12 protein-coding genes are annotated in these 13,654 nt (G+C 67.5%); 8 read left to right on the forward strand and 4 right to left on the reverse strand.

Going from position 1 to position 13,654, the window contains the following annotated elements; all coding sequences use genetic code 11:
• Positions 1-44: 44 nt before the first annotated feature.
• The 3 genes from LXT13_RS09155 to LXT13_RS09165 are packed head-to-tail and all read left to right on the forward strand — an operon-like array spanning position 45 to position 1,106.
• Positions 45-272, forward strand: coding sequence for a hypothetical protein (locus tag LXT13_RS09155; RefSeq protein ID WP_233371623.1), 228 nt, complete (start codon positions 45-47; stop codon positions 270-272).
• Complete coding sequence (gene cutA / locus LXT13_RS09160) at positions 269-616, forward strand: divalent-cation tolerance protein CutA (protein WP_233371624.1); 348 nt, start codon at positions 269-271, stop codon at positions 614-616. The genes LXT13_RS09155 and cutA overlap by 4 nt, the downstream gene beginning before the upstream one ends.
• On the forward strand, positions 606-1,106 hold the full coding sequence (locus LXT13_RS09165; protein WP_233371625.1) for a rod shape-determining protein: 501 nt from the start codon (positions 606-608) through the stop codon (positions 1,104-1,106). The genes cutA and LXT13_RS09165 overlap by 11 nt, the downstream gene beginning before the upstream one ends.
• On the opposite strand, the gene LXT13_RS09170 is transcribed toward LXT13_RS09165, so the two are convergent.
• Genes LXT13_RS09170 through LXT13_RS09185 form a run of 4 tightly spaced genes read right to left on the reverse strand, consistent with a single transcriptional unit; the run spans position 1,103 to position 8,170 of the window.
• On the reverse strand, positions 1,103-1,825 hold the full coding sequence (locus tag LXT13_RS09170) for a rhamnogalacturonan acetylesterase (RefSeq protein WP_233371626.1): 723 nt from the start codon (positions 1,823-1,825) through the stop codon (positions 1,103-1,105). The genes LXT13_RS09165 and LXT13_RS09170 overlap by 4 nt on opposite strands.
• Positions 1,822-4,629 (reverse strand): pectate lyase family protein, encoded by a 2,808-nt coding sequence (locus LXT13_RS09175; RefSeq protein WP_233371627.1) that lies wholly within the window; start codon positions 4,627-4,629, stop codon positions 1,822-1,824. Before LXT13_RS09175 ends, LXT13_RS09170 begins: the two co-directional genes overlap by 4 nt.
• A gap of 20 nt (positions 4,630-4,649) precedes the next feature.
• Positions 4,650-5,195: a PEP-CTERM sorting domain-containing protein gene (locus LXT13_RS09180; RefSeq protein WP_233371628.1), complete on the reverse strand. Its 546-nt coding sequence runs from the start codon at positions 5,193-5,195 to the stop codon at positions 4,650-4,652.
• A gap of 14 nt (positions 5,196-5,209) precedes the next feature.
• Positions 5,210-8,170 (reverse strand): TonB-dependent receptor, encoded by a 2,961-nt coding sequence (locus LXT13_RS09185; protein WP_233371629.1) that lies wholly within the window; start codon positions 8,168-8,170, stop codon positions 5,210-5,212.
• A 469-nt stretch (positions 8,171-8,639) separates the two neighbouring features.
• Between LXT13_RS09185 and kduD the strand changes: the two genes are divergently transcribed.
• Genes kduD through LXT13_RS09210 form a run of 5 tightly spaced genes read left to right on the forward strand, consistent with a single transcriptional unit; the run spans position 8,640 to position 13,603 of the window.
• Entirely contained in the window at positions 8,640-9,401 is a 762-nt protein-coding gene (kduD, locus tag LXT13_RS09190; protein WP_233371630.1) for a 2-dehydro-3-deoxy-D-gluconate 5-dehydrogenase KduD, read from the forward strand.
• 56 nt (positions 9,402-9,457) lie between these two features.
• Positions 9,458-10,342 carry a carbohydrate ABC transporter permease gene (locus LXT13_RS09195; protein ID WP_233371631.1) on the forward strand — a complete coding sequence of 295 codons (885 nt, stop codon included), beginning with the start codon at positions 9,458-9,460 and terminating at the stop codon, positions 10,340-10,342.
• Positions 10,339-11,211 (forward strand): carbohydrate ABC transporter permease, encoded by an 873-nt coding sequence (locus LXT13_RS09200; protein WP_233371632.1) that lies wholly within the window; start codon positions 10,339-10,341, stop codon positions 11,209-11,211. The genes LXT13_RS09195 and LXT13_RS09200 overlap by 4 nt, the downstream gene beginning before the upstream one ends.
• Positions 11,211-12,317, forward strand: coding sequence for an ABC transporter ATP-binding protein (locus LXT13_RS09205; RefSeq protein ID WP_233371633.1), 1,107 nt, complete (start codon positions 11,211-11,213; stop codon positions 12,315-12,317). The genes LXT13_RS09200 and LXT13_RS09205 overlap by 1 nt, the downstream gene beginning before the upstream one ends.
• Complete coding sequence (locus LXT13_RS09210) at positions 12,314-13,603, forward strand: ABC transporter substrate-binding protein (RefSeq protein WP_233371634.1); 1,290 nt, start codon at positions 12,314-12,316, stop codon at positions 13,601-13,603. The genes LXT13_RS09205 and LXT13_RS09210 overlap by 4 nt, the downstream gene beginning before the upstream one ends.
• Positions 13,604-13,654: the final 51 nt, after the last annotated feature.

Below are 13,654 nucleotides of genomic sequence, written 5' to 3' on the forward strand. Positions count from 1 at the left end.
CAGACTCCTGAGATGATCTGTCACGCCACCCACCAGCCGCTTCTATGACACGTGACGCCCGACATGCCCGCACCGCCCGCCTGAAAACCGCGGCAACCTGCGTGTTGCTGGAGGCCCTGGCCCTCGTGCTGATGCGGCCGTTCACCGCTGGCTATGGCGAGGCGGCCTTCATGTCGGCGCTGACGCTGGGCCCGCTGTCGCTGTGGGTAGCGCCGCGGCTGTACCGCCAGCTGTCACGCGCAAAGTGCGACGCGTCGCCTGCCGAGCGATGACGGCGGCCGACGCGTCGGAACTGCTGGCGGTCTTCACGACCGTGGCCACGCGCGAGCAGGCGGACGCGCTGGCCCGCGGCGCGGTGGCACAACGGCTCGCAGCCTGCGTGCAGGTGGAACCCATCCACAGCACCTACCGCTGGCAGGGCGAGGTCGTCCACGAGCCCGAGCTGCGCCTGGTGTTCAAGACGAACCAGGCCAACTATCCGTCGCTGGAAGCGTGGCTGCTGGCCTCACATCCCTACGACGTACCGGCGGTCTTTGCGCTGCCCGTGGCGGCCGCATCGAGCGGCTATGCCGCCTGGCTTGCCGCCTCAATGAACCACCCCACTGATGCTGCGTGATTTCTTCAACCAACGCCTGTACATCCAGCTTTCGCCGCAACGCGTGAAGGTGCGCGACCCGCGATCGGGCCGCGAAGTGGACGAGGTGCCGGAGATCGCCGTTCAACGACCGCCGACCGGCAAGGCCAGCGTGCTGGCCGTGGGCTCACAGGCGCGCAGCGCAACGGCGCAGGCCGGCGCAACACTGCACAACCCCTTCGCCCACCCACGGTCGCTGGTGTCCGACTTCACGCTAGCCGACCAAGTGCTGAAAGCCTTCGCGCGCCGCGTCGTCGGCGGCGGCATGCGCTTCGTGCCCAACCCGATCGTCATCGTCCACCCGCTGGGCGAGCATGCCGGCGGCCTGACGCAAGTAGAGATCCGCGCGCTGCGGGAACTGGCGCTGGGCCTGGGCGCCTCCGGAGCCAAGGTCTGGCAGGGCCCGCCGCTGACGGACAAGCAGCTGCTGTCGGGCGAGCTGCCCGGTACCGGCAGCGTACTGGACGCCTAAGGCGCCAGCGTCCTGGCGCCCGCCAGTTCGGGCTTCAAGGCCAGCAGGGCCGTCATCACCTGCTCGGAAAACACTGCGGCGCCCTTGGGCCCGAGGTGAGTGCGGTCGAAGCGTGGTGGCGCCTCGGCCAGCGTGTCGGCCGCGTCCTGGCCCATCGCAGCTACGGCGGCGTGACTGGTGGCGTTGAGGTCCAGCACCGGCACGCCCAGCTCGGCGCCCACACGCAGCGTGGCCTCGGCCCAGGGGCGCAGGTCGTTGGGCAGTTCGCCTGCCTTGAAGCTGCGTCGGGTCAGCGGCGTGACAAGCACCACATCGGCGCCGGCCGCCTTCACGTCCTTCACGTAGCCGGCCAGGTTCGGGCCGAACTCGGTGGCCAGGTCCGTCGAGCGGCCGGGCTTGCCGGGCTGGTCGTTGTGGCCGAACTGGATCAGCACCAGCGTCTGCTGCCGCACGTCACCCGGGCCACGTTCGTTCAGCAACGCCAGCACGCTGCCCCACAGGCCCTCGGCGCGGTAGCTGCTGCTGGAGCGTCCGCCGCGCGCGAGGTTCAGGCAGGCCACCTGCTGGAAGCGGGCGCACAGCGCGTTGCCATAGCCGCTGCGCGGCGCCATCGTGGAGTCGCCGACGAGGATGAGCCGCGGGCCGACCGGCGGCTGACCCTGGGCGGCCGACACACCCGCCACGCTGACGAGCACGCACGCCAGCGCGAGCCGCCTCACGGCGCGGGCACCCAGCCGCCCGGCGCGCCGGTGGCGACGGTGGACTTGTAGAAGATGTCGGCGCGGCTGGTCAGGCCCGCCGTGCTGTCCAGCGTCTTGGCCAACTGCACATTGGCTGGCACGCCACCCACCGTGACTGTCGACAGGCCCAGCCGCGCACTGGTGTTCAGCGGGTTGCCGTCCAGGTCGCGGCTGCCGTATTCGCGCCAGCCGGCGGCGTCAGTCGCACCGCCATCGGTCGTGCCGGCCCACGGCGGCGGGTTGCTGCCGCAGGTCCCGGCGCCGGTGCCGGTCTTGCTGGTGCCGGTGCCCACGCACCATCCCACGGGCAGGATGTGAGGGCCCATGCGGTTGCCGATGTAGGCGGCCTGGTCGACATAGGCTGTGCTGGTCGTGCCGCCGCTGCGTGCCAGGTAGGCCGACGTGACTCCCGGACCCGCCGTGAACTGATTGTTCAGGAAGACGAAGCCCACGTCACCCGCCGTCGCGCGGGACTGCAGCACATAGCCGGGCGAGCTGCTGGACGCATCGAGCACGCTGCGGATCTCGTTGTCCTCGAACAGCGCGGCCATGACGTTGCCCCAGATGAAGTCCACGTTGCCGGCGATCAGGCTCTTGTAGATCCACACATAGCCCTTGATCTGCAGCGTGTCCTGCTCGCTGATGAAGTTCATCTCGCGGCCGATGAAGCGGTGCGCCGCGGCGGTGGTGCTGGTGTTGAAGTAGATCGCCTCGGCCTGGTTGTCGTAGAGCGATGCGCGGCCATGCGGGTTCACGAGCGTGAAGTTGCGCAACTGCAGCAGGTCGCCGTTCTCCACCAGCAGCACCGAGCGGCCGCCGCCGAGCACGCGGTGGCCGGGCACGCGGCCACTGGTGGTCAGCGTCGTGCCGGGCGCGGCGGTGCTCGCGCCGCTGCCGCTGTTGAGCGACTCGAAGTTCAGCCGGCCGACCTGCACGCCATCTCGGCTCTCGCCCACCAGAGTCAGGTTGGCGACGTTGCGCAGCATCAGCAGCTCGGGGTAGAGGCCATTGCGGATCGTGACGGTCTTGGGCGTGGCGACGGTGTTGCAGCCGTAGCTGGACGAGCTGCCGGTGGAACACCAGGCCATGACCCAGTTCAGCGCGCCCTGCACGGTGCGGAAGTCGGCCGTGGTGCCGTCGTCGTCCACCGTGACGCTGGTCTTGCTCGCCGGCGCGCTGCGGGTGGTGAAGCTCCAGGTCAGGCCGGCGAACGGCGAGCTGTTGATGCTGCCGCCGAACGCGCCGGCATCGACCGTGACCGTGTAGGTCGTATCGAAGGCCAGCCGGTTGTTGTGCAGGCGGACGATGGCCTGGTTGCCGGTGATGCTGGCCGGGCGGTACCAGACGAAGCGGGCTCGCGCCGCGTTCTCGGGCATGGCGCCCAGGGCCAGCGCGTCGATCTCGAGGTTGCTGCGCGGGATGACGGTCTGCGTGTCGCCGGTGGACGGCGCGTCGGACAGGTCGATGCGGTCGACGACAGTGTTGTCGCTCGCGCGGCGCACGGTGATGAAGCCGCTGCTGCCCAGCGTCGGCGCGCCATCAAAGGCGATCGCGATGGCCGTGTCCACATGCACGCCGGTGGCATTGCGCGCCGGCACCACGCTGCCCGGCGTGACGCCGACGGAGCCGCTGCCGGTCACGTTGGTCGTCAGCTTGCCGGCGCCGGCACGCGCCAGCGCATTGGCCTTGACCAGGGCCGCCGGCCGCGCGGTGAACGCATAGGGCACGCTCCAGCCGACGGCGCTGGACACCGGGCAGGCACCCAGCGGCGCGCCGTTGAGCGTGGAGCCGCTGTCGGCAAAGCTGCTGGCGGAGTCGGGATTGAGCGTCTGCAGGACGGACGCGCAGCCCGGTGCGGCGCCGGTGATGGCATGCACGTTGGCGTGGGAGATGACCTGGCCGCCGGTGCCGACGCCCACGCTGTAGCTGTGCGGATACGGCGAGGCGGTCTTGCTGCCGACGTGGTAGTTATTGAACAGGTGAACCTGGCCGAAACGCACGCGCGGCGAACGCTGAGTGACGTTGGAGAACACGTTGTTCGCCAGCGTGATCTTCAGGCGGCCGATGTCGGCGGTGTAGCTGTCGGAGTGGCCGATCAGCATCGTCTTGTCGTGCTTGTCGATAAGGTTGTAGCTCACCGTCACGTAGTTGCTGCCGCGCGTGATGTCGATCGCGCCGTCGTGGCACTGCTTGAGCTTGCCGTTCTCGACTGGCAGCTGGTCGTCGGTGATCGGGGCGTCGGTGATCGTGTTGTGGTCGATCCACACACGCTCGGCGCCCTGCAGCGTGATAGCGTCGTAGGCCGAGTTCCAGTTGCCGGTGGCGCCATCGGTCGGGTCCCATACCGGCGCCACGTCGCAGGGCGCCATGATGGCGAGGTTGCGCACGATGACGTTGGCGACGCCGATGATCTCGATACGGCCGTTGACGAGGCCCGCCCCCGGGCCCGCGCCGATCAGCGTCGTGTTGGACGGCAGACGCACCATCGCACGCTGGTCCTGGTCGGCATGGCTCGTGAAGGGCCGGCCCTCGCTCATGTCGATGCTGCCGACCACCTTGACGATCTTCGGCTGGCTGCCGCCGTTGGCCAGCGCCGCAAGCAGCTGCACGCGGTTGGTGACGGTGTAGACCTGGCCGGCCGCTGCGGCCGACCCGCCGGTCGTGCCGCCGCCGAGGGCGGCAAAGCCGTCGGCAGGCGCCACCTCGCGCGCAGGGTCCACCTGGGAAAACGCAGGCAAAGGCATGGCAAGCAGCGCGCAAAGCGCCGCGGCAAACAGCTTCATGGCGATCTCCTGGAACGGAGTTAGCGGGGGCGACGGCGCAGGGCCAGGCCCAACAGGCCCAGGCCCAGAAGTGCCGTAGTCGACGGCTCGGGGACGGCGTTGGCGAGTTGGGCGTCGACACTGCCGAAGAGGGCGCCGAACTGCACGTCCTGCAGCGTGATGCGCAGGGACTGCGGGCTCAGCGTCTCGAAGCTGACCTGTCCACCCGGCAGGCTGCCCAGCAACTGGGCCGTGCCGAGGTGCAGGCCGGGGTCAGCAAAGCTCAGCTCGACGACACGCAGGCCGGCGAGCAGGCTGCTGCCGGCGTCGTTGTTGTAGATGCGCAGCAGGCCATCGCTGCCGAGGTCCAGCATGAAGCTGTAGTCGGCGGCGATGAACTCGATGTCGCCATCGGTCAGCCCGGTGACATGGCTGCCGGGACCGGGTTGGTAGCCGCTGTCCAGGCCCAGCAAGCCATCGGCGGAACCATTCAGCGTGGCGGTGACGGGCAGGCCCGTCGTCAGCAGGGCGGCAGAAGCCGCCCCCGACGACAGCAGCGCTGCCGCCAGCAGGGCAATGGCTTTCATGGCGGACTCCGGGTTTAGAACTTGTAGCGGGCGCCCACGAGGTACTCGCGGCCGGTCACGTTGTTCACGACCACGCTGTTGCGCTGGCTGCTGATGTACTGGTCGTTGGCCTGGTTGGTCAGGTTGATGCCTTCCAGCGTCACGTCGAAGCGGTCGTTGAACTTGTACGACATCGAGAAGTCGACGTTCTTCGTGCCGTTCTTGCCTTCCACGTCGTTGTTGTTCTGGCCGGGCACGCGCTGCAGATAGCGGGAACGCTTGGCCAGCGACACGCGGGCGCTGAACGCACCGTCGTCGTAGTACAGCGAGCCGTTCCACGACCGCGGCGACATGTTGACCAGGTCGGCCGAGATCGGCGTGTTGTTGGCGGCCGACGTGAAGTAGGCGATCTTGGACGTCACGTAGGTGTAGTTGGCCACCACGCCGAAGTTCTTGCCCCAGGCCGGCAGGAACGTGAACGGCTGCTGATAACTCAGCTCGAAGCCCTTGAGCTTGCCGCCCGGCGTGTTGAAGCTGGACGTCAGCGCGAACTGCTCGTCACCCGTGAAGTTGGACGGCAGCAGGCTCAACGGCAGCCCCGTGTCCTTGAACCTGACCGTGCTGACGCTCTGCTGGATGTAGGAATCGATGTCCTTGTAGAACAGGCCCAGGCCCACCATCGCGTTCTTCTGGAAGTACCACTCGACACCGGTGTCCAGCGTCTTGGCGCGGAAAGGCTTCAGGAACGGATTGCCGTTCGTGATGGACAGGTTGCCGGTGGTGTTCACCGTGCCACCCGGGTTCAGCGCGGCCAGCGTCGGACGCGTCATGACCTGCGCGGCACTGGCGCGCAACAGCAGGTCGCGGCTCAGCTCGAACGTGACGTTCGCGGCGGGCAGCATGTCGTCGTAGTTGTTCTTCACGGTGACCTGCGTGCCGCCGCCCGTGGCGACGTAGCCGGTCGCGGTGATCTCGGTCTTCACGTACCGCGTGCCGAAATTGCCTCGGACCGGAATACCGCCCAGGCGCGTCGAGAAGTCGGCCTGGAAGTACCAGCCGCGGTCCACTTCGGTGACGGCGCGGTTGTTGCCGCGCGCATTGCCGTTGGTCACGGACGTCAGCGTGAAGTCGCCCGGGCCGCCTGCCGGGCCGCTCTTCAGGCAGTTGCAATAGATGTCGTAGAGGCCGGCGATGGCGTTCAGGTCGGGGATGACCCAGGACGTCGGCGTGCCGCTGGGCACGTCGGACTGCTTGCCGAAGCCCGTCAGCAGCTTGGACAGGCTCGCCGCCGTCGTGCCGGCCGGCGGGGCGTACATGTTCTCCGTCGAGCGACGCGACTCGTAGCTCTCGAAGCCGTACTTCTTGTAGCTGCTGCCGCCCTTCAGCGTTAGGCCGTCCGCCACTTCCCAGGCGAGGTTGAGCTGCACGACATCGTTGCGATTGTTGGTGCCGTTCGGCCGGATGCGGATCTCGCTGGAGGTGCCGTTGGTGATCGACGTGGCGGTGCCGTTCTGCGGCACACCGACGAAGCCCAGCGCGCCACCAGCCTGCGTCACGTCGAAGGGATAGGTGATGGCCGGCGAGCGATCGCTGTTGCGGAAGTCGATGGCGTAGCCGCTGACGTTGGGCGCGTCCAGCGTCGTGGTCGTCTGGATCGGGTTCTTGAACTTGGAGTCCGCACGACCGATGAGCCCGGTGAACTTCAGCGTGTCGGTGAACTCGTGCTCCAGCGTCAGCGTGGGCTGCTTGAAGACGGTGCTGAGCTTGTCGAAGCGCGACTCGGCCCGCACGTCCACGTTGTTGTACTTGCCGTAGAGCAGCGCGCCATTGCTGTCGTACTGCGTCTCGACGACGCTGGTCTGCGGCTTGCCGCCCTGCGACAGCGTGCGGCTGAAGGAGATGGTCTCCAGGAAGTCTTCCTGGCGCGTGGCGTCGAGCTTGGAGTACAGCAGGTCCAGCGTCGCCAGCGTCCGATCGGTGAGGCGCGCCTGGATGGAGGCGGTCAGGCCGATTCGCTCCTGCTCGTGCGTCAGGCGACCGTAGCGCGGCAGGCGCGGGTGGAAGTTGGCGGCACCGCTGGCGTCGTTGTAGGCGGCCACGTTGGCCGCCGTGTTGGGCAGGCGGCTCGCGCCCTGCGCTGCCGGGCCGCAGGTGGTGGCAGTGGAGCCGGTCGGCAGCGTCGTGCCGGTGGCCACCGTCGCGCCCTGCGGCACGCACCAGCCGCCGGAGGACACGCCGTTGTCCCAACGCACCGTCGAGAAGCCTTCCTCGAAGATGTTGCGCTTGCTGTAGGCGCCCGAGAGGAGCACGCCCAGCTTCTTGTCCGCGAACGTGTTCGATACGAGGAAGGCAGCGCGCGGCGTTGTCTTGCCGGAGAGGTCGTTGTAGGAACCCTTGACGGAGGCCAGTGCCGTGAAGCCCTTCTTCAGGTCGAAGGGACGGGAGGTCAGCAGGTCGACAGTCGCGCCCAGCGAGCCTTCGTCCACGTCGGCCGACTGGCTCTTGCGCACGGTGATCTGCTGGAACAGCTCGCTGGCGAAGACGTTGAAGTCCATCGTGCGGCTGCGGTTGTTGCCGCCGGAGCTGTCGGTGCCGCCCGTGGTCGCCAGGCCTTCGATGCCGTTGATGCGGGTGCGGGTGAAGTCGCCCCCAAGGCCACGGACGGTGATCTGGCGGCCCTCGCCGGCGTCTCGGTCGATGACAACCCCCGGCACGCGCTGCAGCGACTCGGCCAGGTTGGTGTCCGGAAACTTGCCGATGTCCTCGGCCCGCACCACGTCGACGATGCCCGACTCCTCGCGCTTCTTGTTCAGTGCACTCGCCAGCGAGGCGCGAATGCCAGTGATCGTGACAGTCTCCAGCTGCTGGGAAGCCTTGTCCGCGGCAGCTGCGGGCTCCGCCTGGGCCCAGGCCGATGCAGCGGGCAGCGAGGCAAGGGCTACGGCAAGGGCCACCGGGCTGAGGGCTGGACGGTGGGACGGACGGAATGCGGGCATGGGTGTCTCCGGGTGTGGCCGCGTGGCTGGATTGGCCTGCGGCTCTGGGGGTTCTACTGAAGGCCTACCCGGGCGCGCGAAGGGCACCCGTCGATCTTGAAAGCCGGCTCCGCTGCAGTGCGGGCGCCGGAAGGCCGCGGCTACCGCTAGCCACCGCGACACGGGAACTCACGGCCAGCCAGGAAAGGCCGCCGGTCTGGCGCCTTAAGCACTCCCTGGAACGACGCTCACCGGGGTGAGCTTTCTGCTGGCTTGCATCGCATGATAGGAGCAAGCTGGCAAAATCGGAACATCGGTTCACTAATTAGAAACCATGATTCCGCCAGTCGGCGAGGCCCCCTAAGCTTGGCCGACTTGAAATCTGGAACTGCGTTTCAAGAGCGAGCCGCAGCGACATCCAGCGCGCCATCCTCCCCCGGCTTCGCCCGGTTTTCAACACAACGAGTGCCCCCGCACCGTGGACAAAAACATGGTTCTTCACAATTTCAACCTGGCCGGCAAGACCGCCATCGTCACCGGCTGCAACACCGGCCTGGGCCAGGGCATGGCGCTGGCGCTGGCTCAAGCGGGAGCCGACGTGGTCGGCGTCAACGTCACGGAACCGGACGAGACGCGCGCCGCCGTGGAGGCCCTGGGCCGCCGGTTCCTGGACCTGCGCGCCAACCTGGGCGACGTGAGCTGCATCCCGGAGCTGGTCGCCCAGGCGAAGGCGCTGAACGGCGAGCTGCACATCCTCGTGAACAACGCCGGCATCATTCGCCGCGAGGACGCCATCAAGTTCTCCGAGGCTGACTGGGACGACGTGATGAACCTGAACCTGAAGTCGGTGTTCTTCCTGTCGCAAGCTGTCGCCAAGGTGTTCATGGCTCAGGGCCAAGGCGGCAAGATCGTCAACATCGCGTCGATGCTGAGCTTCCAGGGCGGCATCCGCGTACCCTCCTACACCGCAAGCAAGAGCGGCGTCATGGGCATCACGCGGCTGATGGCCAACGAATGGGCGCAGCACGGCATCAACGTCAACGCAATCGCCCCCGGCTACATGGCCACCAACAACACCGCCGCGCTGCGCGCCGACGAGCACCGTAACAACGCCATCCTGGAGCGCATCCCGGCGGGCCGCTGGGGCAAGCCGGAGGACCTGGCCGGCCCGGTCGTCTTCCTCGCGTCGAACGCGTCGGACTACGTCAACGGCTACACCATCGCCGTGGACGGCGGCTGGCTGGCGCGCTGACCCGATAGGCCCGCCACGATGCGGGCCCTCATAGCCACCGAGGAGACAACGGGGCGATGTACGAAAACAAGAAACTGGGCTTCCTTTTCGTCCTGCCATTCGTGCTGGGCGTGCTGCTGTTCAAGCTCTTCCCCTTCGTGATGAGCTTCGCGCTCAGCTTCACGCAATACGACCTGATCGACCCACCCGAGTGGGTGGGCCTGCGCAACTACGAGGAGATGCTGGCCGGCGACCCACTGTTCCGCAAATCGCTGGGCGTCACGCTGACCTTCGCGCTGCTGGCCGTGCCGCTGCGCGTGGGCTTCGCGCTGGTCGTCGCGCAGGTGCTGAACTTCCGGCTCAAGGGCATCAACGCCTTCCGCGCAGCGTTCTACATCCCGTCCATCCTGGGCGGCTCCATCGCGGTCGCGGTGCTGTGGCGTTTCCTGTTTGCCAAGAACGGCCTCGTCAACATCATCCTGGCCAAGATCGGGCTGGACCCCATTACTTGGCTGGCCGACGAGCATTACTCGATGTGGACCATCGTGCTGCTGTTCACCTGGCAGTTCGGCTCGGCCTGCGTCATCTTCCTGGCCGCGCTGCAGAACGTGCCCAAGTCGCTGTACGAGGCTGCCGAGATCGACGGTGCCAGCGTCAACCAGCAGTTCTGGAAGATCACCGTGCCGCTGATCACGCCGGTCATCTTCTTCAACCTCATCATGCAGATGGTGCATGCGTTCCAGGAGTTCAACGGCCCCTACCTCATCACAGAGGGCGGCCCGCTGCATTCCACCTACGTGCTGGCGCTCTACATCTACGACCAGAGCTTCCGCTTCTTCAACCTGGGCTACGGCGCCGCGCTCTCCTGGGTGCTGTTCGCGCTCGTCGCCGGCCTCGCCGCCATCTCCTTCTGGAGCAGCAAGTACTGGGTCTTCTACGCCGGCGAAAAGGACAAGAAATGAGCGCCGCCGCTGACATCCAAGAACGCGCCGTCGGCGACGACGGCAAGACACCCTGGCTGCGCTACTTGATGCTGGGCGCCACGGCCATCGTCATGCTGTACCCGCTGCTGTGGCTGGTGGGTGCGTCCTTCAAGAGCAACAGCGAGATCTTCACGTCGGCCGGCTTCTGGCCCAGCAAGTTCTCCCTCGACGCCTACGCGAAGGGCTGGAAGACCAGCACCGAATACACCTTCGCGACCTACTTCCTGAACAGCTTCCTCATCACCATCCCACGCATCATCGTCACGGTGATCTCCTGCGTGCTGGTGGCCTATGCGTTCGCGCGCTTTGAGTTCTGGGGCAAGAAGACCCTGTTCAGCATCATGGTCGGCACGATGATGCTGCCGCTGATCGTGCTGCGGCTGCCGCAGTACTTGGTGTTCCGCGAGCTGGGCTGGCTCGACAGCTACCTGCCGCTGATCGTGCCGTCGGCCTTCGCCACAGACACCTTCTTCGTGTTCATGCTGGTGCAGTTCCTCCGCGGCATTCCGCGTGACATGGAGGAGGCCGCGCTGATCGACGGCTGCAACGCGCTGCAGCTGCTGTGGCACATCATCGTGCCGCTGCTGAAGCCCGCCATCATCAGCGTCATCGTGTTCCAGTTCATCTGGACGATGAACGATTTCATGGGCCCGTTGATCTACCTGGCCTCGGTCGAGAAATACCCGGTCAGCCTGGCGCTCAAGATGAGCATCGGCGCGACCGAGGAGGTCGAGTGGGCCAACGTCATCGCGATCTCGGTCGTCGCGCTGATCCCGTCCGTCGCGGTGTTCTTTGCCGCACAAAAACACTTCATCGAGGGCGCCACCAGCAGTGGCGTGAAGGGCTGATGGCCGCTGTTTCCCTGCGCAAGGTCGAGAAGACCTATCCCAACGGTTTCAAGGCCGTGCACGGCGTCGACCTCGACGTGCGCGACGGCGAGTTCATGGTGTTCGTGGGGCCCTCGGGCTGCGCCAAGTCCACGCTGCTGCGCATGGTCGCGGGGCTGGAGTCCATCACCGGCGGCGAGCTGCACATCGGCGGGCGCGTCGTCAACGACATCGCGCCCAAGGGCCGCGGCATCGCGATGGTGTTCCAGAACTACGCGCTGTACCCGCACATGACGGTTTACGACAACCTCGCCTTCGGCCTCAAGCTGGCCAAGACGGGCAAGGCAGAGCTGGACCGCCGCGTGCGCCACGCTGCCCAGTTGCTGGAGATGGAGCATCTGCTGGAACGCTATCCCAAGCAGCTCTCCGGCGGCCAGGCCCAGCGCGTGGCCGTGGGCCGGGCCATCGTCAAGAAGCCCGAGGTCTTTCTGTTCGACGAGCCGCTGTCCAACCTCGACGCCAAGCTGCGCGCCGCGATGCGCGTGCGGCTGACCGAACTGCACCGCTCGCTGCGCGACGCCGGCCAGCCGGCCACAACCATATACGTCACGCACGATCAGACCGAGGCGATGACGATGGGCGAGCGCATCTGCGTGCTCAAGGCCGGCGTCATCCAGCAGGTGGACACGCCCACTGCGCTGTACGACCGACCGGCCAATGCCTTCGTCGCCAGCTTCATCGGCTCGCCGGAGATGAACATCGTGCCGGCGCAGTGGCGCGACGGCGCCGTGCAGTTGGGCGGCGTCACGCTGCCGCTGCCGCCGCAGCGCTTCAACGCCCCCGCCGCCGGCGCCGTGCAGTTCGGCCTGCGGCCCGAGCACATCGGGCTGGCGGCCAAGCCGGGCAGCATCGCCGTCGAGGCCACGCTGAAGTTCTGCGAGCACATGGGCGCAGAGGTTTTCACCTATGTCGATGTCGGCGGCGTGGCGTTCAGCGCGCGGCTGCCTGCCGAGGAAGCCGCCCGCATCACCACCCTGCCCCGCGGTGCGGCGCTGACGCTGCACTTCCACATGCCGCACGCCCACCTGTTCGCCGCCGACGACGCCGGCCTGAGCCACCTCGCATGAGCCTGAGCCGACGCACCCTCCTCGCCAGCGCCGGCGCGCTGGCCGCGCCCTACGTCCACGCGCAAGACAAGCCCGTGCTGCGCTTTGCCTGGTGGGGCGGCGCGAGCCGACACCAGGCCACGCTTGCCGCGCTGAAGGTCTTCGAGCAGCGCCATGGCGTGCGCGTGAAGGCCGAGTACATGGGCTTCAACGGTTATCTGGAGCGCCTGACGACGCAGATCGCCGGCCGCTCCGAGCCGGACGTCATGCAGATCAACTGGGCCTGGCTGGCCATGTTCAGCAAGCGCGGCAACGGCTTCACGGACCTGAACAGCCTCGGCAAGGAGCTCGCGCTCGACCAGTTCACCGACGACGACCTCGCCTACGGCCGCGTGCAGGGCAAGCTCAACGCGCTGCCCACGTCGTTCACTGCGCGCATCTTCCTGTGGAACCAGACAGCCTTCGGCCGCGCCGGCGTGAAGCTGCCCGAGACCTGGGACGAGCTCTTCGCCGCCGGCCCCGCCTTCCGCGCCAGGCTGGGCGACAGCGCCTACCCGCTGGACGGCGAGCTGTACGACATGATCCTGCTGTCGCAGACTCTCATCCAGCAACGACACGGCACCCCCTTCGTGGACCCGGCCCGCCCGCGCGTGGCGATGAGCCCCGCCGCCGCGCTGGACTGGGTGAAGGCGTACAAGCGCCTCGTCGGCGAGCACGTCGCCACGCCGCTGCCGCTGCGGGCCAGCCTCGGCGGCGCCGAGAAGCCCACCGAGCAGCAGCCCGACTGGGTTGCCGGCCGCTGGGCCGGCAACTACACCTGGGATTCGGTCATCGGCCTGCGCGGCTCCACGCTGGCGCCCGGCGAGAAGCTCGCGCTGGGCGCCTTCCCGATGCTTGACGGCAGCCGCGACAGCGGCCTGTTCGGCCGGCCGACGGTGATGTACACCATAGGCCGCAACTGCAAGCAGCCCGAACTGGCCGCCAAGCTGATGAACTTCCTGCTGACCGACCCTGAGGCCGCCCGGCTGCTGGGCCGCACCCGCGGCCTGCCCAGCGCCCGCTCGGCGCTGGCCGTGCTGCAGCAGGCCGGCGGCCTGCCACCGCTGGAACTCGCCGCGCACGACCAGATCCAGGCCCAGCGCGACGCCGGCCGGCTCATCCGCCCGGCACCGCTGTTCGAGCACGCACGCTTCCAGAAGTTCATGCGCGAGGTTTTCGAAACCGTCGCCTATGACAAGACCACCGACGCCGATGCGGCCCGCCGCCTTGTCGAAGAAGGCAACGCGCTTTTGCAGAGGATCCACTGAATGATTCGGCCCCTCGCCCAGGCCCGCGCCGCTGAACGCGCGCGCCTGGTC

Source organism: Pelomonas cellulosilytica (assembly GCF_021353265.1).
Classification (GTDB): Bacteria; Pseudomonadota; Gammaproteobacteria; order Burkholderiales; family Burkholderiaceae_C; genus Pelomonas; species Pelomonas cellulosilytica.

Excerpts from the sequence above, each read along its gene's own strand:
- cutA (WP_233371624.1), top strand. The coding sequence starts at position 269 with ATGACGGCGGCCGACGCGTCGGAACTGCTGGCGGTCTTCACGACCGTG.
- LXT13_RS09195 (WP_233371631.1), top strand. The coding sequence starts at position 9,458 with ATGTACGAAAACAAGAAACTGGGCTTCCTTTTCGTCCTGCCATTCGTG.
- LXT13_RS09185 (WP_233371629.1), bottom strand. The coding sequence starts at position 8,170 with ATGCCCGCATTCCGTCCGTCCCACCGTCCAGCCCTCAGCCCGGTGGCC.
- LXT13_RS09200 (WP_233371632.1), top strand. The coding sequence starts at position 10,339 with ATGAGCGCCGCCGCTGACATCCAAGAACGCGCCGTCGGCGACGACGGC.
- kduD (WP_233371630.1), top strand. The coding sequence starts at position 8,640 with ATGGTTCTTCACAATTTCAACCTGGCCGGCAAGACCGCCATCGTCACC.
- LXT13_RS09175 (WP_233371627.1), bottom strand. The coding sequence starts at position 4,629 with ATGAAGCTGTTTGCCGCGGCGCTTTGCGCGCTGCTTGCCATGCCTTTG.
- LXT13_RS09205 (WP_233371633.1), top strand. The coding sequence starts at position 11,211 with ATGGCCGCTGTTTCCCTGCGCAAGGTCGAGAAGACCTATCCCAACGGT.
- LXT13_RS09155 (WP_233371623.1), top strand. The coding sequence starts at position 45 with ATGACACGTGACGCCCGACATGCCCGCACCGCCCGCCTGAAAACCGCG.
- LXT13_RS09180 (WP_233371628.1), bottom strand. The coding sequence starts at position 5,195 with ATGAAAGCCATTGCCCTGCTGGCGGCAGCGCTGCTGTCGTCGGGGGCG.
- LXT13_RS09165 (WP_233371625.1), top strand. The coding sequence starts at position 606 with ATGCTGCGTGATTTCTTCAACCAACGCCTGTACATCCAGCTTTCGCCG.
- LXT13_RS09210 (WP_233371634.1), top strand. The coding sequence starts at position 12,314 with ATGAGCCTGAGCCGACGCACCCTCCTCGCCAGCGCCGGCGCGCTGGCC.